Origin of the sequence: Rhizobium leguminosarum, from assembly GCF_010668065.1 — a bacterium.
GTDB lineage: Bacteria > Pseudomonadota > Alphaproteobacteria > Rhizobiales > Rhizobiaceae > Rhizobium > Rhizobium leguminosarum_S.
Genome location: NZ_WUEN01000002.1, coordinates 273,234 through 296,925 on the forward strand (window position 1 = coordinate 273,234; position 23,692 = coordinate 296,925).

Genomic DNA, 23,692 nt, shown 5'->3' on the forward strand with positions numbered 1-23,692 from the left:
TCTACTTAGGGCCCGATATCGGAAATGATTTCCGCTTCGCACCTGCATATGGCCATAGAAAGGATCATCGTGCTCACCCGAGAGCGGAAGTACCGGCAGGCGCGTCACGGCTCCTTTTCGCCTTCAAAGCCGGTCCTGGAAGCCACCGTCGCACCTGCCTGAAAGCAGAGAACTTCTTGGCTACGGCATCAGAGTGTTGAGCAGGTAGTAGGTCGTCGTTGTATATACGCGAATCTTCTTTCGGCATTGCAATCTCTGCTATCAGATAGAAACCATTTCCCTGCAAGATTTGAGAGCAGCATGACGACAGCAGCGGACGGATCCCAAAAAACGACGGACGCGCTCGCAGTCCTGAAAACGCGGCTGCAGAGAGGCATGAAGGGCTTTACAGACGACTATCCGGATTGGTCTGAGCAGGATCGGGACGCAAAGATGTCTACGTTCAAACCCGAGCCAAGCGACTTCCCTGTGCCTGATCTCATCTACTTCATGATGCGATACGTCATGGAATGGAAGGCGAGCGGACACGAAGAGAAGGTCCGTTGGACGATCTATGGTAGCATCGATGGTACGCCAGTGCTCTTGGAGATGCGGAAATCTGGGTTCACTATCGGCATCCAGGAGGGCGGCACTGTATCTCCTGAACGCGTGGTCGGTCAGTTGCAAGCGGGGTTGAAGGACGTCGAGAAATTTCTCGAGCCATTCGCACAGCATCAGGTCCAGAACGGCCACGTTATGATTGTCAATCGTCTCTGGGAATTCGAGGACCGGTACCGCTTCTTCAGGGATCTGGCGGATAAGGCGTACCGCAGGGCCAAGACCCGGAAGAAGAAAATGGCTGTCGTCGACGGCCGTCCATTGGCTGGCTTGATGACCAACGCTGTTGCGGAAATCAATCGCACGACCCAGGCGAACCGTGAGGGCTTCTATCATTCCACGGCGATGGTCGACGCATACTTCAGCGCCTTGGAGCATCGCCTTGTGCTTCTCCGGGCATTCACGGGCAACGCGTTCACAGACGGCGCTGTCCTCTCGCTGCTGGCGGCACGATGGGACCAGAAACTCAAACTGGTCGTGCCGGTTACCGAAACCAAGAAGTTGGCACCCATCTTGGGGAAGATGAGGGACATCAAGGAACGCATCAGGAACCCTTTCGCACACGGCGGCAATGAGAACGATCGAGGTTCGCTTTTCTTTCATCTGCCGCGAGTCGGTGCCATACCGGGCAACTTCTCAGGCTTCGGCCGTTCGGTGCGCTTCTCGGTCGTCCCGATTGAAAGTCAAAGCCATACAGAAATCTGCCGTACATTCGACGAGCTAAGCGCTCTGCTTGAGACAGGCCCACTCGAACGGCCGCATCGGATGGTCAAGGGTGGCATAGACCCGTCCTTTGATGCGGCCGTCATTAAAGAATATGCAGAAGCGATATCAGGAACTGACGCAGATCTCGATGACTACATTGATTGGTGGAACCACCAATATGACCGTCATGCGAACATGGATTTTTAAGCCGGTGGCGTGAAGGGACGTTCGTGGGCGAGCGTTGAATGACCTCCAGGTAACGATGTTGGATTTCGCATGAGTGTCCGTCTCCACTTGCTGTTTCTGCGATCGTCGCTTCATGATTTCGCCGGCGCAACGCGAGGTCGGGTACGAGGGCGCAACCATCTCATGGCCGCGCCGGCATCCTGTCCCGAAAGGACTCGCACCAACCGCGGCCTCCGTAGTGCAGCCATTTGTCGAACGACGCTTCGAAATCGGCAAGCAAAATATCGGATAGGTCTGTTCATTCGCTGCCTGCTCGATGCGGGCACCGCGAGGTTCACTCTGCGCCAGCCGTTTGGCATGGTTCGCCCATGAATTCCAGATCGGACTGATACGCCGAAATCCATATACTGGGATTCGATCCGCGAGTTTCCGGTGGGACGACTATTCATTTCGAGACGATCTTCACGAACGTAGTCAGTTTCGACAGTGCGCTTGCAAAGCGTGATATGAGCTCGCATCCCAAAACGGCGTGGCAGGTTATATAGGCAACCCAATCGGCCCGATGCTTTTTCTTGCATTCATTAAATTGGTCGACCAACAGGAACGGGTCGGATTTCGCTCGTCTCCCAGAGGACAGAGATTTGCCAGTTTGTTTTCGAACCGTATTACCATCCACGACTGCTGCGTCGACGCTCTTGGCTTGGCGAGCCTGGACCTTCTCCATCGACAGCAGGTGTTGCTCGAGGTAGTCAAGGAGCACGCTAGCTTGAATGAGGCGCCAGGCGAGGTCCTCGCTCAACTGTACCCAGGTTTCGACGGAACCTTCTCGCTGCTCCTCGACGGCCGAAAGCTCGTCATCGATCCAAGGGGGCAACGGGATTTCAAAAGCAGTTTCCTGCCCGAAGTTCTTTCGCCACGACACCAGAGCGGGAACGTGCGTCTCGGCCGCGAAATCGAAGAATCTGGCGACATCGACGACCAAATCTCGAATACTTCCATTTATATTGGGAAGTGCCGCTAATTTGTCGGGCGGAAAATCGCCACGCCACTGTCTCAGTGCAAATTGATACGCGCGCAAAGCGGCGTCGAAACGCTCGATGTTGTCCATGCATCCCCCGCTTGCGCATGTTATAGCAAAGAAGCTTTCCGCCAGAGAAGTGTTTTTATCTGAGCAACGCCGGATCTGTGAGCAATGTACTCGCTTCATTTGCAGTCACATCAGCTTCACACTGCTTGTAGATGCCGATGCGTTTCCGTTGTCGTGGGGCCGGACTTGGATTGCAGTCCCCTAGACCCCACAGCAGTCGACGCCCTGCAGGTGATGACCGGCCGACTTGTGAAGGCTTTCGGACTCGCCCACTTCCCCAAGGGTCTGACCGAGTTGCCGCCGAAGAGATATCACCTGAGGGTTCTGGAATTGTGCGCCGGAGGCGGCGGCATGGCCCTCGGTCTCGAGCGAGCGGGGTTCCAGCCGGTGGCACCGATCTAAATCGATAGGCAGGCCGCGGCGACGCTCCGAAGCCCGACCTGGGCCGTGGCAGAGTGGGTTCGCTAAAACTCTCTGTGGAGGCCATCATGCTCTTGCCAATCGCCCTAAGGAGGCCGCCGCTACGCTCCGATAACGTTGTCGTAGCAAGCGGCATGGAATCGTCGCTCACAGCTCGAATGGCCGCGGTCTTCGGCGAAGCAGTATCTGCCACATCAGAAAGACAAGGCCTGACGCCGCAAGTAGTGCGAAAAACATGAGGACGCCGTCCGTCAGATACAGAATATATTCGTTCACTCCGAAAATGGGATTGTCGTCCGCATCGACCCGCTGCGACGGCTGGGCGTCGCAGCCTTGCTCGAACGCCCTTGCCCGACTTCCGAGAAAGTTGGGCTGAAGAGGCTGTTGATCGTTCCATCCGTGGATCCTACTCTCCGAATACCTGGCGCCGAACACGGCGAGCGATGCCACAACCGCCAGCACGAAGATCGCGACCGTCCCCCAGGAGATGATGCGGTTTCGGGATTCGTCGTCCTCGAACGTCGTATTGGGTGGTACGAGGATCGGTTTGTCTTCGGTTTTCGCCAGATGAACGTATAGAGCTACCGTCCATACCATCGCGGCCGCGGCCGCCAGAGCTATCAGGACGCCCCAATAGGCCCGTGAAACCAGAACACCGTCCGGTGGCGGCTTGTCGGCGAGGCCGTTGCGCACATAGACGGCCCAGCCTATCGCGAGCGGGACGAACAGGTTTCCGATCCATGTCCAGAGTCTTGCTAACGCCTTCATCGTTACGCCGGCCTTTCACACCATGACCAGGGTCCGCGCTATCGCGGTTCTTTCGGCAATGGCCGCGGACTTGTTTTTCAGCCGTTCCTTGGTGGCGAGATCGATTTCTTCGAGATCAGCGGAATGTGCGTAATCTAGCGATAAACGCCCAAGCTGCGGACACGGCTGGAATGAATTTTCTCGACATCTGAAAAGCCTCCATTGAGCCCGTTCTAGTCGTTGATGCTCTTGCATTCCGGTCTGTCGCCGCCGCCGTTTCCTCGGCAGTTTTCTATATTCTTGCCCCAGGCCGTGCATTTATTGTCAGCTTGTGCCTGCTGTACGAGACTCGCCTTGACACCATATACGGTTACGTCCGCGTCCACCCAGCTTCTTCCCTGGCCAACACCGCGCTTCGGAGTCCAGGTGTAGAACGTCATTCCGTTTTCAACGCTGGACGCACTAAAAATCGAAGCCCTTTCTCCATCGGCCGGAACGACGGAATTCATGCGTATCTGCGATCGGCAGTAGACGTATCCAGCAGGGAAGGAGATCGTGAACCTACCCTCCTCGCTGCCGGACGGCTTGTCTCCCGCTACCAAGGCGAGCGCGGCTGAAACCGCCATGGTAGGAACTCCCAACGTACGCGGCGCCGGCCTTGGCCACCGCCGAGCAAGCATCGTTCCGTGCGCACTCCCCGAGAAGGTCTCCGGGCCCTTTTGGGTGCTCTACTGGGTTTACTTTCGCAGATACAACCACGTAGTCGGTATCGGCAGATACGGCGGGGCTGGTGGACAGCGCCATGGATAGAGTTGCGCAAGCTAGCGTCGTGAGAGATTTCATACGCATGTCCCTCCCCTAAGATGAGGACATTACTTTAGATTGTATAAAATCAATTTACTATAGCTAAAGGGGTGAAATTCCTACTACAAATGGGTGACCGTCCGGTCAGGGAATTCGAACCACGGGTAGCCGCCAAGGATGCATCGGCGGAGTAGATCGATATGGGCGGCGCCCGCAATCGGATGTTAACTCCAGCACCACTACTTCGACTGAAACAAGCTTGGATTAACACCATGGAAGACATATCCGGGTGTTTCCGATCTTGCCGATCTGAATCGGTTGGGGCGCAAGCTGACCTGGGTTGTTGAACACGGAGTTCGGCCCGCCCCAGATCTGGCCCGGATTCCTTACAAAGGAGTTGTCGCCGCCCCAGATCTGACCGGGGTTGCGCACGAAGGAATTGTTCCCGCCCCAAATCTGGTCTGGATTGTTTATGACGGAGTTCGGTCCCCCGGCGAGGTCTTTCAGCCGTTGAGCGACCCAGCCGTTCTTTCCAACCAGATCGTTGCTATCTCCGAAGCAGCCGCGACCACCGACGCCATCGGTGAAACATTTCGTTAATTCCCTTGCGGTCAGCCTCGTTGCCATGCACCCTGCGGCGGCATAAGGCTGGCCGCCGCTGGACACGAGGCATTGAACAGCAATCTGCTGTTCGGGATTTAAATCGAGCTTCATATTGAGCATGTTCGCGCCCGCGCAGACGCCCATCTGCTCTATGTCCCCTCCAGATTCCGCAGCACACTTCAGCGCGACCTTCTGCTCGGGGGTAGCATTTCGTCCAAGAATGTCCGTTGCGGCACAGGTGGCGAAGTCCTCCGCATCGCCGGAATCGACGCCGCACCTAAGGACCGCGGAAGCATCGCGTCCGATGTACTTTTCAACGACATCGGTACCGGCGCAGCCCATGAAATCAGATGCGGTGCCTTCCGATTGAACTGCACACTTCACGACAGCCTGTTCGTCGTCAGAGAGGCCAGACTGATCGACGGCGCACAGCGCGAGATCCGATGCGTCGGAAGACCTGGCGACGCAGGCTATCGCCTCCTTCTGGTCGGATGTAAGCGCATCCCCAAGGAGCTTTCCTCCAGCGCATGCTGCAAAAGCTTCGCCGTCGCCGTTGGCGTCCTTGTAACACTTCAGGGTACCCGAAGCACGCGAGCCAAGGACGGCGGTCCCAGCGCAGCTCTGGAAATCGTCCATGTCGGCTGAATTCTCGTGTGCGCAATCCAGTAGCTTCTGCTGGCGGTCATTCAGGCTGAAGCCCATCGATTTTGCCGCGCACGAGCCGAACGCAACTTTGTCATCGGAAGTACTCGCGCAGTCCACGATTTCCTTCTGCCGCTCCGTAAGGATCATTTCCCGACCTGTGCACGATGCGAAGTTCACGACATCGAGGCCGGCTCGTTGAGCGCATTGTTTTGCGAGATCTTCGAGCGGCAGGTCTTGTGCGTTGGGGAGCATTCCGATCGAGGGAGGACGACCGGAATCGACCACCGACTGCTGCAGCAGCGAGCAAGGCTGTTGGCCCGTTGGACCGCTACACATCGCTTCGACGCCAGGCACATCGCTGGCGGCGACCGTGACGTCACCGAAGTCGCCCACAACCGATGGCGATGGCGCCGCCAGCCGCGCGAGATAAGCGCGGACCGCGCCGCAGGGCCCAGGCCCAAGTGGCCCCATGCAAATCGGACCCACGTTCGGATCGTCGCCAATCTGAGAAACCTCCGGCATGGGTTGCCGCTGGATCGACGGCAGTTGACCATATCGTTGCAGGATATAACGAGCGACGGCCCCGCATGGGCCTGGTCCCAACGGCCCTGCGCAGATAGGTCCCAGATTGGGGTCATTTGCGATCTGGATCAGTGGTGGAATGGATTGAGACGGCGGCGGGGACCCAGCGTTCCCCAGCATTCCGTGGTTAGCCATCCAGTCCCGAACTGCGGGACAAGGTCCAGGACCGACCGGTCCCGTGCATATTGGCCCGAGATTTGGATCGATAGAGATAACTTGAAGATACTGCGCATTCGTTGGAGATGCAGACAGCATAAGTGATGCAAAGAACACCAGGCATGAAATAATTCTGGCTTTCATTTCCGTTGTCTCCCCAAATACTAAGTTCGTTGGATCACTGCGCTCAACATCGATCGAGCATACGAATTGGTCTGCCTTCCGAGTAAATATCGGCAGGCAGTGAATCCTTCAGGGAATTAAAAACTCTAGTAAGAATAAATCCGCATATTGTGCAATTATTGATGCATACAGTGGACTACGGACTAGAACTGAATAGTTATACATTACTATCGCCTAGATTGTAAGATCGATTCTGTTTTATTTCACGGAACGGAACTTCTGGTTCCGGCTGGCGACCTCATTCGAATTCAGTGACGGTGGCATCTCTCACGGCGATCATCGGTGAGCTTCGCCATTCGTGTTCGAAACTGCCACCATCGCCACGACCACGCACTCGGGCGTCCAAGTCGTCAGCACCCTTAGCGAGAGACATCCGAGTGCAAACCATGCAGGCGCCGACGATTTGACCTATTCGGCCGATGGCGAAAGACTCCGACTAAGTGGATCAGAAATTGGGATCAGCGTGTCGCTCGATGACACAGAATCCAATTTGAGGGAGATCATCCTGTGCTCCTCCGGCGTCGGTCATGGAGTTCATGGCAAAGTCGGCGATGTTTCAAGGGGGTGACGAACTTGATGACCGCTAGCGATGCTGTAGATACCCTCCTTCATGGACTTTACGATAGAAGAAATGTCGAGGAAGCAGTTTCTACACTGATCGGCTCCCACATCTCGCGCGCAGGCAGAATAGTCGGTCCAGTCTATGTTGTAGGAAACGGTGGTGACTTTCGCGAAGTCGCTGTCCCGATCGCGAAGAGTCTTGGCACTTCCCTCGCCGGCGTCGCCTGCTTGTGGACTCACCAGATGGAATACCTTCGTCCTGATGGACGTCCCGCGTTCAGCATACCCAACGAATGTATGGAGCGCTCAAAATCGGCGGCCCCAACTCTCCTGTTCTGTCAGACAATCATCGCTACCGCCGAGGAGATGATTGCGATGATTTCCCGTGTGCTGAACACACGTTCGGCCGAAGCGATTGTAGTTTCTGGCATTCTGATGAACGCTGACACGAAGGAAGAACTTCGATCGTATTTCGGCACCGATATTGACATTGATTTCTATGGCATCGACGTCGATCAATCGCTCCTCGATATACGGGATGCCGTGTTCTGGGCGCTTGACGACCGGAAAGTCAAAGTCGCGCCGCTGGTATCACGATGGCTGGCGAACCGTCTATTCGCGCCGAAACCTGAGCTAAAAAAGGCGGACGGTCAGGGTTAAGGCCGAGCACCGCGATATCCTTACGTTTACGGCCGCGCATCGACCTCCTGCGGCATCTCATCTCTGGTCCTGGGAGATCGAACTCAGTCTTGGGTTGGAAACTGCTGTCGGACGCATGTTGCCATCACCTTTTCTCGAGACACCCGGCGCATGACGTCAAGTGACGCCTCCCTGATGGCTTCGCGCCGCTGATATTTTCGGAGCTTTGATTGCATTTTAGGGAATGAATTTCCGCTCGGGAAATTGGTGCAGCTTTAACAGTGTGCCGACATGGTACATTTGGACGCTGGTGAAATGAATAATACCGCAGCAGTTTTGAGCGAGACCCGGACAAGGATCGCGAAAATCCGGGAGACGATGACTAACAAGATCATCGAACTCGCGGCGCAGATCGAGATCCTAGAGCGTCAGGTCGCGCGCCCCGATGCTCGCGAGTTTCTAGTTTCCCGCTGCGGACTAACCACCGGTGAGATCTCCACCCTCTCCAAGTTTTCGAAGACGCTCAAGGGATATGAAGGCGTCCTTCGGAAGAGCAACGCGTCATGGTCCGTGATAAGAGGACTCGTTTCGACAAACCAGACCGCACGAAACCTATCGCTTGCAAAGATGGCATCCGGCGCGCGTTTCGAACTGTCGGATCTCCGAGCCATACGAAACGACGTGGCCGAGCGTAAACTGTCGCCGGTGGAATCGGCTCTGAAGCGTCGCGAGAAAGCACTCACCAAGCAAGCGAGACGGCGCGCCGACAATTCGATACGAGAGTTCAAGGCGGGGACTGCGGTTCTCCTTGAAAAGATCTACGATCTTTCCAGGAGTGCACCCGCCAAGCTTGCTCAATCAAAAGCGATGGGTGAGATCGCCGGCGACGCCCAAAAGCTTTTGCCGGTCTTCGAAGCCGCCTTCGGGACAGACCATGCTCGTCCGGGCGAAGCCGCCTGGCGGAACCTTAAGCCGGCGGCGCAGAGCGCCGCCATGACTCACTCGTTGCTGACGTCACTCGCGGCGCCCGGAGACGGTCCGAATAAGAAATTGTTCGATTGTGCTGAGAGGCTAAAAGCGCAAAGCACTCGCTACCTGAACAATCTTGGCAACTTCGTTGGAAGCCGGAAGTTCTTCGCGATGGTAACGCCGCCCGATAAAAAAGTTGGTCTCAAGTGTCTTCCGAAGAAGCGCCTCACGACCTTGGAGCTGTGCGCGGGGGCCGGTGGGATGGCGCTCGGTCTCGAAGCAGCAGGCTTCGATCACGTCGGACTTGTCGAGCTAAACCCTGACGCAGCGGCGACGATGCGGTTGAACCGCCCGCATTGGCCGGTTGCCGAACAGGACATGAGAACGATAGATTTTACCCAGTACGCGGGGAAGGTGGACCTGCTTTGTGGAGGTCTTCCCTGCCAGCCGTACTCGGAGGAAGGCGACGGCAATGGAAAACACGACGCCCGCGACCTGCTTCTGGAAGGCGCTCGGGCGGTTCGCGAGATCAATCCTACAGCTTTCCTCTTTGAAAATGTTCGCGGAGCACTGTTCGGCAAGCACGCTGACCAGATCGCCGCGTTTCTTGCCGAACTGGCCGATGCTGGGTACGAAATCCAGATCATCGAGGTAAACACACAAGACTACGGGATAGCTCAAAATAGGCCACGCATTCTTTTCATAGGTTTTCGGGGCAAGACCAGAAACCACTTCAAGATGCCTCCGGCGTTTCCCAACCGCCGTGCAAACGTCGGTGACGTCCTCTACGACCTGATGGCCGCCAACCGCTGGAGCGAGGTCGACGACTGGGCCGAATATTGCCGGTCGGTCAATTTCGAACTTCAGGACGGAACAATCGTCCAAGGTGCACAGGCGTCGACATTGACGGGCTACAAGGGTGCTACGCGTGAAAAGGAAGGGTTGCGATGGGCTAAAAACGGCCTGACGCCCGCCGGCATCCCGGACCACGCGCCGACGGATACGATTGCCCAGGCTCGTAAAGGATTCGTTCCCGGCTTGACCATCCGCATGCGAGCCCGCCTTCAGGACTTTGACGACTCCTACCAGTTCGTGGGCAGCAAGCAGTCCGTCGCGCGGCAGATCGGAAATGCTGTCGCGCCCCGCCTCGCTATGGCCGTTGGGCTTGCAATTTACGAGGCGCTCGAGTGGGTCGAATTCGACACTGAAGCAATGCTTTGGCCAAGCGATGGGCAACGATCAGGAACCCGCAGAACTGTCGTTGAACCACCGCCTATGTACCGGCCCCTGCAGGCGCAGAGCCGTACTATCAGTACTTGCGCCTCAGCGCAAAGGGGCCGAATTCCTACGGAGGGCGCGACCGAACCAAGCAATGTTGGATGAACTCGGCAACGCGTAGGATAGTGGTCCGCAAGCTTCCTCAAGCAGATTTCCCCCGCGCAAAGGTTTTGTTGTGGAGCGACGCACAAACGACGCAAGCGGTGGCCTTTAGGTCCCCATCGGGATCTCCGTTCCGACTTCGACCGCGAGACTCACTTATTCCACTGGCTCGACACGGATTTTCTTCACGACTGTTCGAATTTCACTCTTCTGTTCGACAGAAATGTTGACGGTAGTCTTAGTGGATGTCTGATTTCCATCGTCGTGTCGACGCCGCTTGGCGTCTTGCGGTACGCTCGCAGAAGAATAATCGTTCGAACGCTCTCCCGAATTTTTGAAAGCGATTTCCGCATAATTTTGCAAAACCGACAAAAATCCCGACCGATATTTTCTAGCTTTCGGAACTTTGATTTCCTTAGTAACTAAAGCTTGAATTTTCATATCTGGATGCAGAACATGAGCATTAAGCGATATTCGAAACAGGTAACATTTCGACATTTATTCAAGCTTCCGAGTGTCCGACGAGAACCTCTACCCCCCGGTACCTATGATATCACCGTCGAAGAGCGGACCGACTTTTTGGGAGGACATCCGGTGGTCTCGACGACAAACCACATCCATTTTCCAGATGGGTTCTTTAAGGACGGCCAGCTCGGCGGGTCAGCCCTGTTGAACAAGGGTGAGCTTGAAAAAGCACTGACCGGTGATTCGGTTGCTTAAGATTTGGCGCGGCGTCTGGAACTGAACCAGCGCACCAAAAGAGTGACCAAATTGATCCCTTGCGGCTCGTCGCTGATCGCTATGTCCGGGCTCGGTTGAGTCTCGACGGTACTCACCTACGGTTCGCGTATGTTTATATGTGGCCGGGTTACGCGAGCCCCGCTGCGGCCTTGACCCTGTGCCTTGCGAACCATGCGGCGTTTGAGGTTCCCTACCGCCGATAGACCTTCATGGCGATGTCGGTTCTATCGCGCGACGGAATATGTCGTGTTGGGAATCCTCGCAAATCTAAGCGTCGTTCTGCTAAACGCGGCTGCGGCCTGAGAAATGGCGTAGCCCGATTGGGCAAGTTTAACAGCCAGTGATTGCATGGTATGACGCCTCTATCAAACTTATCCTTGTAGGAGAACTCACATGCTACGATATGGAATCATCGGCATATGTGTTGCTTTTGGTATGCCGGTTTTCGCACAAGAAGTTGATCCAGCACCATCGGGCAATGAGGTCGAGGTTCTGACAATCAATCCGGATACCGGCGCTGCCTTCAGCGCACCAGGTGAGGCCCTGACAAGCCAGATGCCAGATGGACCGCAGACCGAAATCATCTTTCCAGAGACGCCAGACGTTGTTTCCCCAGATGACACGACGGTCATCTTCGAGCCGAGCACCCCTGATACTTCAGAATAAGCGGCTATTCGCCGGATTGGACCGGGTGTATGCGCACGAATGTAGCATTCCTCTTTGCGCCAGTGCTGTTTGCCGTAGCCTCTCAGGCTGCAGCGGCTGATTTGGATACGGATGTGCACATCTGGTTCCGCTCCTTCATTCCAAGCACACATCCCGATCTTTCTCTGTTTATCACGGTTACCGAGAAAGGCACCCACGTCATCAAGGCACCGAAAACTTGGCCTGTTTACCCCAGCTTGGATGGAACCTGCTTCTCAACAGATGAGCGCGGTTTTGATCCATCGCCAACGGCCTCCGCGAGAACCACCGTTGAATTCTCGCTGAAAATCAGGGGGCGCGAGATGACGGTGGAGAGTTTCGATGGTCGTCCTATGAACAGAACTGGAGTCACGCAGAACATCGACTGCAAAACCGGGGAAGCAATCGCAGCGACCAGGCAAGCGGGTACCGGCGCGATGAGTATTGGATCTGTTAGAAATGACGGGTTCGACAGCGTCTTTTTCGTGAAGGCATCAGCCTCAGATCCATTCTACACGCTTGTTCCTGCTCCTTCAGTCGATTTTTCTTTCACCGTCCGATACCAATTTTTAGCCCGAAAGGTGACGATAACCGGAAGTATGGACAATTTTCCTGCATTCGAAGGCTACTATCAGGTCTCCGGCGGTCCGACGAAAGTGCTGTTGCAAGCTCCACCTACTCATGAATCGACTGCCCTAAGCCTTTTTGATCTATATCTTGGAGTAAACAGTCGCAACTTCAGCGGTGAAATCTCGTTGAGATGACGACGCTGCTGTGCTGTGAGGTGGGGCCGCACCCCCGCAATATTTTGGCGGCGACCGCATCTGGATGTTTCCTGCGAGCTGGAGCGCTTGGGCGTTCGATTTAGAAATTCCGCCATCGCTGGCAGCGTTTAGTAACGGATGGTGCGCTGTTCAAGCGACTGATAGCGGCGATCGACCTCGATCGCGGGGCTCGCCTTCGAGAGGCGATCCAGAATTTCGCCCATGTCGTAGCTGCTGCCGCCGGTGGGACCGAAGACCAGCCAGAGCAGATCGAGCACTTCGTGCGGATGCGACTCGGGCGCCTTGCTTTGCTTGATCGGAAGCACGCTGGCTCGATCGCGAGTATATGGCCTGAAATATGGCCGCAGCTTCGCCAGCGCATCAGGAAAGTGCGTACCAGACCCGACCGCGAGCGCCATCAGGTCGCTGTTCAGCGCATCGTCCACGAAGCGACGCTCCTTCGGCCAAACCCGATCGAAAAAGGGGACCACCATCACCTCCCAGGCCGCTTCAGCGCCGCCCTCGTCATTGTGCATCCAGCGCACCAGAACATCGAGCGCGCCGGAGCGGATCTTGAGCGGCGCCTCTCGCAGCGCGCGACCGACATCGGCCTCGCTGATACCCCAGCGGCCGGGATCGTCCCCGCGCAACGAGGCGAGCGCGGGGCGCAGGATGCCGGAAGCAATCTGCATGGCGAAACCGGAGTCGGCCCGAGTCTCCACCACGCCGCGCAGGATGGCCTCGTGCGCCACTTTGGTGACCTCGGGCGTGATGTTGCTATGCGAGACGAGCACCGAGCGCAGTCCGCGCGCCTCGTCCGTATCCAGCCTCAGATGCGGGAGGAGATGTTCCTCGACCAGCGGCGCATCGACCAGCAACAGAAACGCAAGGTCATGGACGAGCACCGCGCGTCCGACAATCCCCGCTTGGCTGTCGTCGCCCGCAACGAGGGCGAGCCTAACCAACTGCCGCGCCTCGTCCGGTCCCCCGGACTTGCGCGAATAGTCGAGTTCCTGAAGCAGGACCTGGGCGAGCCGGCCGGTGGCGCGGTTGATCGCGGTCTGGTAGAGGCTCTTCTCGAAGTCGATCTCATGATCCGCGAGGCGAACCGCCGGCCAGAGGCGATCGCACCAGTCTTCAAGATTGGCGATGAGCCTTCGTGGTCCGAACATCAGCACGTCGACGAGGCTCGTCGCGATCGTCTTGATGGCCTCAGCCCCGAGCGCCTCCAGATGCGCGAAAGCGGCGACAGCGAGCTCGTCGCGCAACGGCACTTCCTTTTCGTCGTTCCGGAACGCCAGGGCCGCCAGCAAATCGTCCCACAAGGCAATGTTGGGCTCGGATATCTCGGCTGCGGAGAGCGTCTCGAACGCGCCTCTGGGGTCTGAACGGCAATAGCTGCGCCAGCCCATTTGCCGGTCGATATCAGGGCTCAGTCTGAGCGCCGTGGCGACCTTTAGACGGTCGTGGGGATCCGCCTCGACGATCGGGGCGCTGTCGCCCACGATGGTCCGCACGCCATAGCTGTAAGATCCGAAGAAGTCCTGGTCCTCAACACCGCGGTCCAGATAGGGCCGCCGCGCGACGATCGCCTCGAGCTCAGCGAGACCCGCATGTGACAGAACCCCGGCAGCATCGAGCATCTTCAGGCGCAGCCAGACTTCGCTGTCGCGGGCGTGCTCGCGCCAATCGACCTGTCCCTCCTCCAGGAAATAGCGCGCATAATAGGCATCGCCGCTTGTCCGGATACGTGCTTCGACCGCGTCTAGCAGCGCGGGCGTGGCATCCGCGGCCCGATCGCGCAGCAGCAGCGCGACCTCCCGCCGAATGATCCAGAAGTGGGCGTCCTCGACGTCGAGCAGCAGTTGAAGCCCTTCGTCCGATGAGAAGGCAGCGGCCTCGCGTGCGGCGTGAAGCAGCAGCCTCCTGCCCATGCGGCCCGGCCATGTCCGCCACTGGGCCGCCTGCGCGCGTGTCCGGTCGCGATCGACAGCAACGGCTTTGGTAAAGGCATTGACGATCGCGCGCACAAGGAAGAGCACGCCATTGTGGTACTCGTTCTGGCCGTGATCCTCGACCGAGGGTACGCTATAGTCGCTCGCGTCGTAATCCTCGACGATCATCCCGAGGTCAACAGACTGCTGGAGCGAGGAGCGCAGCGCTTCGCTACCCAGCTCAAGGATGCGCACCGAATAACCGTCGAGCGCGTCGAGCGCCGCGATGACCTCGGTCGCACCAAATTCGTCAGCCACATGGAGATCGAGCGAGGCGAGGCTCGAAAGGCGCAGTTCGGCAGTTTCTTGCTCGGCTGTTTGAGCTACGGCAGCGGCCCCATCGTCCTCGCCATCCAGATCGGCACGCCAAGGCTTGCGGGCGACCAGCACCGGTGCCAACAGCGCCACGGCCTGCGCGAGCTCCCCATCGAGGATTAGGCCGGATGCGAGCTTCTGCCTGAGCGCATGGGCGTTCTCGTCGAAGTCTGCTGGCCCGGCCCGCTCGCCCGAGCCAGCGGTTAGCAGGATGCGCCAGGCCTTGAGCCAGAACGCCGACTTGGGCGCGCCTTGCCGCAGCCGCTGGTCGATCCGCGAAAGGAAGTCGCGGCCGAGGGTCGCATGCCATTCGATGGCAGTGTTGAACCGCATACGATCCTGGAAGTTTTGCGCGATCCAAGCCGGGATCACCCACGCCGCGTCCTGCGCCGACCAAAGCTTGTTGTCCTGAAGAACGCGAAACCAGCGGGGATCGTCGATGGCATCCAGCGCAGCCGGCCAGAGATCGCGGCGATCTGTGAACAGCCAGGAGAGTTCGCGCAGTTGCTGGTCGGTGAGCGCACCGGGGTCGCCGATCAGTATCTGCCGTGCCCGCGCCTCGCGCGATCGTTTAGGACGCTCGATGATGTCGGCAAGCTGGTGGAGATCGCCCCAGAGAGGCGAATGATCAGGGACGCCGGTTGCTGGATTGAACTTGCAGTAGACGAGCGGCGTGACCGCCAGTGTGCCCCAGCCCGCTTCGGCTTCGACCGGGTCATGCTCAAAGGCGTCGAACGCATAGACTTGTCGCAGGTCCGGAAACCGCGCGCGATCGGCCTCGAGGACATTAAGGAAGTAACGGACTGGCGCATCATTCGCGCTGTAGCAAATGAGGACAATGGTCTTGCAGCGCGCGAGATCGAAGAGGAATCGCGAGGCCCAGCCTGAGCGCATATAGGCGTCGCCATAGTCAGCACTGGTCAGGACCAAGGGCGTCCCATCGAGGTCGAGTGCCGGGTCGACCAGGCGTCCATGGATATGAATGATGCCGGCGAAGCCCGCGCCGCCAGGCGCGGGGAGAGACTGGCCTGCGAAGCTCTGCGGACGGACTTCAGCCGCCGGCTGTGCCAATGCGCGTTCAAGCAGTGTGTCGAAATTGGTAGTGACGGTGAGGACGCGATTGTTGAGATCACGCGAGAGCCGCAGCACGGTGCGATGCTGGTCCAGTCGCGGATCGGCGGGTACCGCGAGGAGCTCGGAGGCTGTCCGCACCATTGCGTCGGGATCAGCGAGCCGACGGCCAAGGGCGCCGAGCACTTCTTCGAAACGTTGTCCGTTATATGAGCGCCTCTCGGAGATATCCATCTCCACACCAAGTCGCTGATAGGTACGGTCAACTAGCGACTTGAAGTCGGGAAGCAGGGGCGCGCTGACGCCCGTGCCGCAGAGGAACACGACTTCGCCGGCCATAAGCGCGTCGATAAGCGTCGAGGGAAATTCTGGGCCATCATCGGAGAAGCGCAAAGCCAAGTGCAGGTCCTTAAGCAGGCCAGCTCAAGAGCGATCCGGCAGCCCCATCTAGCAGCGCCGACAGATGAAAGCGACAATACGTTATGACTTTGGTTTAGGCAGTGCTGACTGGTCGTTCCGATCGATGGTCGTCGCCAAATGAATGAACGACCGCTTTCAGGTTCGACATTAAGACCGCAGCGGCCGATACATATGCGGGGACAACGACAGTTCTGGGGGGCCGGCTAGTTGCCCTTCGCTAGGCCAAAGCATCGCAAGGTGCTATGGAGCGAGGCAGATGACGTTGCCGGCGTTGTGAATAGGCTGGTCCACTCGGATGAGTTGAACGTAATTACGCCTATTCGCCGTGAATGATCGCGCAGAAGAAAAGCAACCATGCAAAGCTTCGGAATTTAAAAGCTGGCATTTGCTTTAGTCATCCAACGAGTTCCTCGTATGGCTCCTCAGGGTGTCCGCGCGAGTTGCCATGTCAGTATGGTAGTCCACAAAATGGACTGATCGAACCATTTCGTGGATCGAAAGCGTTCTGGTGGCAGTTGCCTGTGCGACACCTAGACCCTAAGCTTTGGCGGCGGCTACTTCTTTGCTCCTTCAATAATATCATTCATTCAAGCTTTGGAGGTGTCCAAGGAAACTGCCAGGGCCTAAAGCTAGCCATCGGGGCATCGACCGTGCGTGGGCGTGCCGTCCCGCGAGGTATAGGCTCCCTCAGCCAGGGGGATCGTCGAATGATAATACATTATCGCTCGCGTCCGCTGGCGACGAACGACTGCGGTGCCACGATGACTAAATATCCGCGTTGTTGTTGAACGGTAGGCCGCGGGTCCTCCATTCGTCCCTCAGTATGTCCTCCAGGTCCTCGATCGTGAATTGGTCGAAGTTGGCCCAGAGCTGGACGGCCAGCGACTTCAAATTCGACGTTGCTTCCGGGTCGGCCTCGGCCGCCGCGGCAAGCCGATAGATCTCTTCGCGGAGTGCATCGCCTTCTGTCATGTCGTCCTCATAGCTCAGCGCCGGTGCCTTCTTGTACTGGCAAGCACGGAGGAGGTAATCCTTAAAGGCCTCGCACAGTTCCGATGAGGCTGCCGATTTCAGATGAGGCGGCGAGCAGCCTCTATAATCTCCACGGTACTGGATGAGTGTAGGGGCTTCAAAGCCAGCCTGAGCGATTACGCCAGCTCATAAACAGCAGCCACATCAGCCGCGTCGCGCAGGCCCTTGTAAGACGCATGCCGCAACTTCCCGTCATGCGTCCATGCCCGATACTCGATCTCGGCAACAAGTTTGGAATCGATGAAGACCGCGTTTCGCTTCCTCCCCGTGTCAACGGCGGGCTTGCTGATGATCAGCTTGTCCATCTGCTCCCGGAGCTCGGCTGCGGATCGCTCATTAAAGCCGGTTCCTACTCCGCCGACGTAGACGAACTCATCTCCTTTGCGCGCCGCGAGCAGCAGTCGGCCGATGCCACCAAACGACGCTGATGATTTCTCATATCCGACGATCGCGAAGCCGTCGCTCTGTGTGCACTTTATCTTCAGCCAGTCGCCCAGGCGACCGCTGCGATAGGGCGCGTTCCGGCGCTTGGCGATTATGCCTTCCAAGCCATGTTCGCAGGCGCTCGCCAGCAATTGATCACCGTCGGCCTCGATCTCCTCCGAGAGCCGGATATCGCCCTGCTCGCCGGCAGGCACCAGATCCTCAAGCAGATGCCGGCGCATGTCGAGCTCGGAGTTTCTGAGGTCGTGGCCGTCGAAATAAAGCAGATCAAAAGCCATGAAGATGGCGTCGCTTGAGCTCTTGCCGCCCCGCCCGCCCAGCGATTGTTGCAGCAGGCCGAAATCCGACCGGCCCTGCTGGTCGAAAACCACCGCCTCGCCGTCGAGGATTGCCGTGCCAACAGGAAGCCACAATGCCGCCTGTTTGATCGCCGGGAATCGATCTGTCCAGTCGTGGCCCCCGCGCGTCAGAATGCGAATCCCGGTCGGCTCGACATGAACCGACAGACGATAGCCATCCCATTTAATTTCATAAACCCAGTCGTCGCCCTTCGGCGGTCTTGCTTTCAGAAGCGCAAGACACGGCTCAATGCGATTTGGCATAGGATCGAGGGGAAGGTTCGGCTGTGCGGGATCACGCGGCTTGCGCGGCCGGGATCGAACCGGCTTATCAGCATCCCGCAGGAGCGGTTTGGGTTTCGGCGGCTTTGTCATGCCTCCATCCCATCAGCAATGCCTCAAAAAGCAATTGACCCAGATTGATTATTGACTCGCATCCACATGCGAACATAATAAGAACATCGGCGCTGCGGCCGCCAATCTGAAAACTGATGTTATGGAGGACGGATATGCGAGAGCAGCCCGTCGGCGACGCCGTGGAAGATGACGAGCGTGCAAAGGTAATCGCCTATCATAGGGGCGATACCGGCGCAGCAATAGACACCTTGCTGGAGGACATCCGCCACCTCCGCCGGCAATTGACGCTGGCAGAGGGTGCCATGAGCCGAGGCATGACCCGCGGATGGCGGCCGAGCTACGATCGAGACTGACATGCCAAGTGCCGAAAATATCCTGACTAGACTTATTATCGGACGCGAAGCTCATGCTTGACCGTTCCCAACCAAGCACCGTGCCGTTCGAAACGGCTCTCAGGGACTGGTGGTGGTCGCAGCCGCAGCCTTTCCGCGAGAGCGTCAGTCTGTCGGCCGCGCGCGCTTGCTTTCGCGCAGGATACACGGCAGGCAAGCAAACGACCGAACGGCGCTTCGTGTTCAAAGCCGGCCGCATGCGCATTACTGTCTGGGCAACGGGCATCATGGAAGCACGGAAGAAAGCCGAAGCTGAGGCTGATTTTCGCGCGGCCAAAAAGGGTTGGCCGGTCCCGAAAGCGGGCTGGCAGCTCCAGGAGGAAAAATGAGCGATACCGACAAGCCGGCGCTGACCAATGCGCCGCAAATGATTACGATCAACGTCTTATAGGCGAAAGAAACGCCTGCATCTTTCGTGAAATGGACAAAACATTGCTTGTCGCTGCCAATCTACCAGATCTCGGCCAGGGAGCTCTCGAAGCGACCCTGGTGGAACATGGGGCCGGGGCAGACATCCCTCTCCATGCGCACGCAGCCGGGCAACTCAGCCTGGTGATATCGGGAACGTTGAGCTTGTCCGACAAACGGGGTTGGTGGCTGGCGCCTCCGGGGCGCGGCATCTGGGTTCCGCCAGGTGTCGAACATACCGCCTGCTATGCCAAAGCTTCCGTCCACATCAAGATACTCTTCAGTCCCGAACTCTCGAAATCGTTTCCGGCACACTGTCACGCGCTGGCGGTATCTAGCTTTCTACACGCGCTAGCTTGTGAAGCTCTCTCCCCTCCACACGGCGAAGGCGATGAGAAAGGCGATCTGATGGCTAAGTTGATCGTAATCGAAGCAACGAAACCAAGACACGACGTCGGTTTGTTCGTTCCACAGGGGCGCGACCCCCGCCTCGTTCGCGTCATCAACAGGCTGCTCGCAAATCCATCAATCGACGAAACCCTCGAAGACCTTTCGGGGGTCGCGATGAGCAGTGCAAGGACGTTGTCGAGGCTCTTCGTTTCCGAGACCGGCATGACTTTTGGACGCTGGCGTGAGCATCTACGCGTCGTGAAAGCCGTCGATCATCTTGTGCGGGGGGAATCCATCACGCAGACGGCAATCAGCCTCGGATTCGGAACCGCCAGCAGTTTCACGACCATGTTCACGCGGATAATGGGCACGCCGCCTGCGCGATATTTGAAAGACTTCGAAAAGCCAAGACGGCCGGACGCCGAGAATCCAGCCGACCGGCCCACCCGCAGATCTTAGACGATGGGGCTGACCGCATCGCTGTATGAGAAGCCTTGAGTTCGAACGGGGCCGCGTGCTGACCATCCATGCGGGCACCTGCTAGCCGCCAAGCCGGAATGACGGGAGCGAAAGAAGCCGAACGGCCATCGACAGAGCAAAGCTCGCATCGCCCTTCAAGTGATCCTCTTCCATCACGCCGCTGTTCAGCATACGTCTTGTCAAGTTCGATGCGTCGTCGATGCCTCTAAAATGGGACAAAGGATTGCGAAGCTGCATCAGCTTTTTCAGATCGCTCACGTCGGCTTCGGATATCACGCCGGCCGCGAGCGATCTATTCAGCGTCTCGTAGAAGCTGATCTTCGGCGGTAGAGACTCCCCCATCGCCAGGAACGAGGCCAGCAGATGCTCCGCTAGTCCTTGGCAAAGCATGACGGTCGCGATGAAATTGCCATGAACGAAACTTGATCTGGCCTCCTGCCATGCCCGATAGGTCGTCTGACCGCCGGACAACATCGTACCGCCCGCACCAAGTGACAGGGACAAATCAGCGAGCTGTCGAAATCTCGCGATTTTTTCGGAAAGATCGTCATGCAGGTCGGCGAGCAGAAACCTCATGAAGCCGAGGTCGCTTGTCGCAGTGAACATATCGGCCTGCTGGTCGTCGTTCATGGCGTTGCGGTGAATTCCTCAGATTGCCCGCTGGCGAATTTATTCGTCATCCGGACCGCCGCGAGTGAGGAACTCACGCGCGCTGCCCACCGGCCGGCGTCTCTCATAGGTCACGGTGAATACACCTTCTTCGTCTGCAACAAGCTGAGGACCATCTTCCTTTGCGGCCTCGAGGATTCGTCGGAAATCCTCTGCCAGCGTAGGAAGCAGCCATCGGTTGGTCCGGCTCATTGAGGGGCTCTTGCTCATCGAATCTTTATATCCTGTCCGTAACGGTTTGGTAACCATACCGGGCGTCGAATCCAATATTCCCGGACAACCGCGAGAGGGGCTTCGCGGAGTGGCAACGAACTTTATTCTTTTGGATACCAGCGTGCTGACGGAAGCGCGTAAGACCGACGAGAAGCTGAACGACGACCTCGTCTTCTTTTTTAGACAGGTTCCGGCGGGGGCACTCGCCGTCCCCCATGCCGCGATCTTCGAACTCCAGCGCGGCGCCTGCAATATTGGGAGACGTGATCCGCTCCGCGAGCAGCTTTACAACGACTGGCTGGATCAGTTGCTGGCGACGGATATCTGGCTGCCACCGGTCGACGTGTCTGTCAGACGGCTTCTTGCAAAGATGACGATGGACACTGAGTTGAGCTCTTTTTGGATCAGTCAGTCCCGAAAACCTAAGATGATGTTCGGGTGCGACCCGGAAATCGCGGCCACCGCCATCGTTCATGGGCTGCCGATAGCTTCCACCGATGTGCATGACTTTCTGCGAATACATCGAAAGTTTCCCCTTCCAGGCCTCTACTCTCCGGTCAGCGGCAAGTGGCACGTCGACCCACCTGACGGCTGGTATCTCGGCGAAAACATCGAACCGGACGAGCGAGACTGGCACTCAACGATCGGTCCGATCGAATACAGACGATAAAGCCTTCGCTTGCGATAGTTTGCGATAGTTCGAGTAGCTCCGTGTGCGTCAAGCATCCCGACGACAAAGGATTCGGTGATGCTCGGAGTTTGGATCTCGACCATACCGCACGCGCACGTCTTCCGCCATTTCCAAGCATTCACGTCATCACCGGCCTCGATCGCTCGTACAACTTCATGGATCCGAGTTGTCCAGGCGGATCGCTCGGGCCCTGCACCGTTGTCCAGGTACCAGTCACCGTCGGGATCGGTAAGCTCGTAGGCGCCTATGCGAGGAGGGTCCTTGAGAACCTTGATGCCAAGCGCCTTTGCCGCCTGCACGCGTCTCCTGACTTCAGGATGGACCGGCTGCCGGCCTGGCTGAGACGCCCTCATCTCGACCCGGACCTCTTCCCACTCGCCGCGTCGCCGAAACGTTCTCTGACATCCTGCGGAATCTTCATAGGATCGATGGGGGCTACGCTCTCCTCGGCGATATCAATCCGCGTATCTCCGAAAACGTTTGCTCGATCTCGGTTCATCACGCCCTCGATCGTCAACATTGTCACAGAGTAGAACCCTTCGATATCACCGTTTTCGAGCGCCCTCTTTATTTTCCCGATGTCCCGCGGGTCTTTCGGGTAGCGCTCTGGCCGACACGCATAATCGAGCACGTTGGTGTCGAAAGTTACTCTCAAGGTCATTAAGCTCTCCGGAACAGGTATTGGAATTCTTACAGTGCCGGACACCGGTTGAAACGCATGAAGAACGGACTCGTATCATATCGGGACAAAAGATCCGCTTAGCCAGGAGCCGGCCGTCTAAATGTTGACAACAGCCGAACGCCACATTCGAATCCTTTCCTCAAAATTAACCACTTGAAGGATTCATTTCCTCCTTTTCGTTAACTCTATGCGCACACGTGGAGGCGATCGCCTAAATCATGAAAAAAAATTCTCACCGCGCGCTTGACGAAATTCCCGAGATCTGCGCTTTTTATATCCCACGGTGCCATAGGGGCACTGTGAGCAACGAGATGGAAGTCATGCACTCCTGGGTACCACACAGCCAACAAGGTTGCCGGCAAGCGTCTTAACGCGCCGTGGTATCTCGCCGCGGCCAGATTGGCGCCCCGGCACTCCTTCGAAATTTGTTTTTGTATTCGAGGAAGCAGACATGACGATCAAGGTTCTCAATGCCCTCCACCACCAACAACGCTTCGTAGCGTTCCCGGCTGCCCGCTAGCCACGACGGAAGTCCTTCCGTCGTCCCAGCGCAGCCGTCGAACGCCATCGGAGTTGCGTGAACCTTGGGTTCGCGGTCGTGCTAGTCGCGTGTCGACGCCGCCGGAACCCGCTGGATGGATGGAGTTTGGCATGGCGTACTTCCTCGACAAGCAGCAGATCGTCGCCCTCGAACGCAAGATCCGTGACGCACTCATCGCATCAGGAGACTGCGATCAACGGGGCGCGTCCGCGCTCTAGCGCAAAAAGCATCCCCAACATTTCCAACAAGGAGAACTGCGTCGTGTCGCAGAAGGCAAACGTGCGTCTTGAGTTCAACAACATTACAGACATCCGCCTGCGCAACGAACTGCGCGCCTGGTTTCATCGCCAGCACAGCCGCCACTTCAGCGAGGAGGAAACGCTCCTGCAGTGCATCGTGGCACTCAGCTACCTGAACAAGGACCGTCCGAGCATCCGTCTGCTGTTGGCGATGTTGCACGTCCTCATCATGGCGGACGCCCGGCTGGCCGATCGCGAGCCGATGCGAGCATGTTCGTATTCCACTATGCGCAAGCGCATCGAAGACTTGCCCCGCCGCCTGGTGAAGAAGGCTCGTTCCGGCCGCAAGACCGGCGGTCCGTCTATTTCCGACACCCTCTCCTATTTCGGCGCTTCGGCGCCGCGCCACCACGCCGTCGTCGATGAACCCGAGGTGCAGGAAGCCGACCGGGTCCACTTCTTCGACATGATTTGGACGATCCCGAACGCCACGGGCGACGTCAAGGTGCCCTTCCAGTTCAAGCCGCGCTCGTAACGCGCGGCCCTCCCCTCAGTCTTGTCAA

At 57.6% G+C, this 23,692-nt stretch carries 20 protein-coding genes; 11 read left to right on the top strand and 9 right to left on the bottom strand.

From position 1 onward, the window contains the following. Positions 1-300: 300 nt before the first annotated feature. The gene (locus GR198_RS05830; protein WP_164067844.1) at positions 301-1,509 is read left to right on the top strand and encodes a hypothetical protein; all 1,209 of its coding nucleotides are present in this window, start codon (positions 301-303) and stop codon (positions 1,507-1,509) included. Positions 1,510-1,933: 424 nt separating this feature from the next. Here GR198_RS05830 and GR198_RS05835 read toward each other — a convergent pair whose 3' ends face one another. From GR198_RS05835 to GR198_RS05850, 4 genes are all read right to left on the bottom strand, one after another. Further along, positions 1,934-2,596: a hypothetical protein gene (locus GR198_RS05835; RefSeq protein ID WP_164067846.1), complete on the bottom strand. Its 663-nt coding sequence runs from the start codon at positions 2,594-2,596 to the stop codon at positions 1,934-1,936. A gap of 546 nt (positions 2,597-3,142) precedes the next feature. Next, complete coding sequence (locus GR198_RS05840; RefSeq protein ID WP_164067847.1) at positions 3,143-3,763, bottom strand: hypothetical protein; 621 nt, start codon at positions 3,761-3,763, stop codon at positions 3,143-3,145. A 212-nt stretch (positions 3,764-3,975) separates the two neighbouring features. Beyond that, the gene (locus GR198_RS05845) at positions 3,976-4,368 is read right to left on the bottom strand and encodes a hypothetical protein (protein ID WP_164067849.1); all 393 of its coding nucleotides are present in this window, start codon (positions 4,366-4,368) and stop codon (positions 3,976-3,978) included. 442 nt (positions 4,369-4,810) lie between these two features. Further along, positions 4,811-6,676 (bottom strand): hypothetical protein, encoded by a 1,866-nt coding sequence (locus GR198_RS05850; protein ID WP_164067851.1) that lies wholly within the window; start codon positions 6,674-6,676, stop codon positions 4,811-4,813. A gap of 615 nt (positions 6,677-7,291) precedes the next feature. Between GR198_RS05850 and GR198_RS05855 the strand changes: the two genes are divergently transcribed. From GR198_RS05855 to GR198_RS05875, 5 genes are all read left to right on the top strand, one after another. Then, positions 7,292-7,936: a hypothetical protein gene (locus GR198_RS05855; protein ID WP_164067853.1), complete on the top strand. Its 645-nt coding sequence runs from the start codon at positions 7,292-7,294 to the stop codon at positions 7,934-7,936. 294 nt (positions 7,937-8,230) lie between these two features. After that, positions 8,231-10,267, top strand: coding sequence for a DNA cytosine methyltransferase (locus GR198_RS05860; RefSeq protein ID WP_164067855.1), 2,037 nt, complete (start codon positions 8,231-8,233; stop codon positions 10,265-10,267). Between the two features lie 453 nt (positions 10,268-10,720). Next, entirely contained in the window at positions 10,721-10,984 is a 264-nt protein-coding gene (locus tag GR198_RS05865; RefSeq protein ID WP_164067857.1) for a hypothetical protein, read from the top strand. A gap of 414 nt (positions 10,985-11,398) precedes the next feature. Beyond that, a complete protein-coding gene (locus tag GR198_RS05870; RefSeq protein WP_164067859.1) occupies positions 11,399-11,671 on the top strand; it encodes a hypothetical protein in 273 nt (90 codons plus the stop codon). Positions 11,672-11,700: 29 nt separating this feature from the next. Beyond that, positions 11,701-12,453 carry a DUF3238 domain-containing protein gene (locus GR198_RS05875; RefSeq protein ID WP_164067861.1) on the top strand — a complete coding sequence of 251 codons (753 nt, stop codon included), beginning with the start codon at positions 11,701-11,703 and terminating at the stop codon, positions 12,451-12,453. A gap of 128 nt (positions 12,454-12,581) precedes the next feature. Here GR198_RS05875 and GR198_RS05880 read toward each other — a convergent pair whose 3' ends face one another. The 3 genes from GR198_RS05880 to ligD all read right to left on the bottom strand — a co-directional run bounded on the left by GR198_RS05880 (position 12,582) and on the right by ligD (position 18,442). Then, the gene (locus tag GR198_RS05880; protein WP_164067863.1) at positions 12,582-16,232 is read right to left on the bottom strand and encodes an SIR2 family protein; all 3,651 of its coding nucleotides are present in this window, start codon (positions 16,230-16,232) and stop codon (positions 12,582-12,584) included. 786 nt (positions 16,233-17,018) lie between these two features. Then, a complete protein-coding gene (locus GR198_RS05885; protein WP_164067865.1) occupies positions 17,019-17,225 on the bottom strand; it encodes a hypothetical protein in 207 nt (68 codons plus the stop codon). A 176-nt stretch (positions 17,226-17,401) separates the two neighbouring features. Then, complete coding sequence (gene ligD, locus GR198_RS05890) at positions 17,402-18,442, bottom strand: non-homologous end-joining DNA ligase (RefSeq protein ID WP_164067867.1); 1,041 nt, start codon at positions 18,440-18,442, stop codon at positions 17,402-17,404. A 134-nt stretch (positions 18,443-18,576) separates the two neighbouring features. On the opposite strand from ligD, the gene GR198_RS05895 reads away from it, so the two are divergent. The 3 genes from GR198_RS05895 to GR198_RS05905 all read left to right on the top strand — a co-directional run bounded on the left by GR198_RS05895 (position 18,577) and on the right by GR198_RS05905 (position 20,073). Next, positions 18,577-18,777 carry a hypothetical protein gene (locus tag GR198_RS05895; protein WP_164067869.1) on the top strand — a complete coding sequence of 67 codons (201 nt, stop codon included), beginning with the start codon at positions 18,577-18,579 and terminating at the stop codon, positions 18,775-18,777. A gap of 53 nt (positions 18,778-18,830) precedes the next feature. Further along, positions 18,831-19,145: a hypothetical protein gene (locus tag GR198_RS05900; protein ID WP_164067871.1), complete on the top strand. Its 315-nt coding sequence runs from the start codon at positions 18,831-18,833 to the stop codon at positions 19,143-19,145. Between the two features lie 103 nt (positions 19,146-19,248). Next, positions 19,249-20,073, top strand: coding sequence for an AraC family transcriptional regulator (locus GR198_RS05905; RefSeq protein WP_164067873.1), 825 nt, complete (start codon positions 19,249-19,251; stop codon positions 20,071-20,073). A gap of 81 nt (positions 20,074-20,154) precedes the next feature. Here GR198_RS05905 and GR198_RS05910 read toward each other — a convergent pair whose 3' ends face one another. Further along, positions 20,155-20,724: a hypothetical protein gene (locus tag GR198_RS05910; protein ID WP_164067875.1), complete on the bottom strand. Its 570-nt coding sequence runs from the start codon at positions 20,722-20,724 to the stop codon at positions 20,155-20,157. A gap of 241 nt (positions 20,725-20,965) precedes the next feature. Between GR198_RS05910 and GR198_RS05920 the strand changes: the two genes are divergently transcribed. Then, positions 20,966-21,646 (top strand): type II toxin-antitoxin system VapC family toxin, encoded by a 681-nt coding sequence (locus tag GR198_RS05920; protein ID WP_164067879.1) that lies wholly within the window; start codon positions 20,966-20,968, stop codon positions 21,644-21,646. Between the two features lie 370 nt (positions 21,647-22,016). Here the strand turns inward: GR198_RS05920 and GR198_RS05925 are convergent, their stop codons facing one another. Continuing rightward, a complete protein-coding gene (locus GR198_RS05925) occupies positions 22,017-22,328 on the bottom strand; it encodes a PIN domain-containing protein (RefSeq protein ID WP_164067881.1) in 312 nt (103 codons plus the stop codon). 823 nt (positions 22,329-23,151) lie between these two features. On the opposite strand from GR198_RS05925, the gene GR198_RS05930 reads away from it, so the two are divergent. Continuing rightward, on the top strand, positions 23,152-23,664 hold the full coding sequence (locus GR198_RS05930; RefSeq protein WP_164067883.1) for a hypothetical protein: 513 nt from the start codon (positions 23,152-23,154) through the stop codon (positions 23,662-23,664). Positions 23,665-23,692 lie beyond the last annotated feature (28 nt).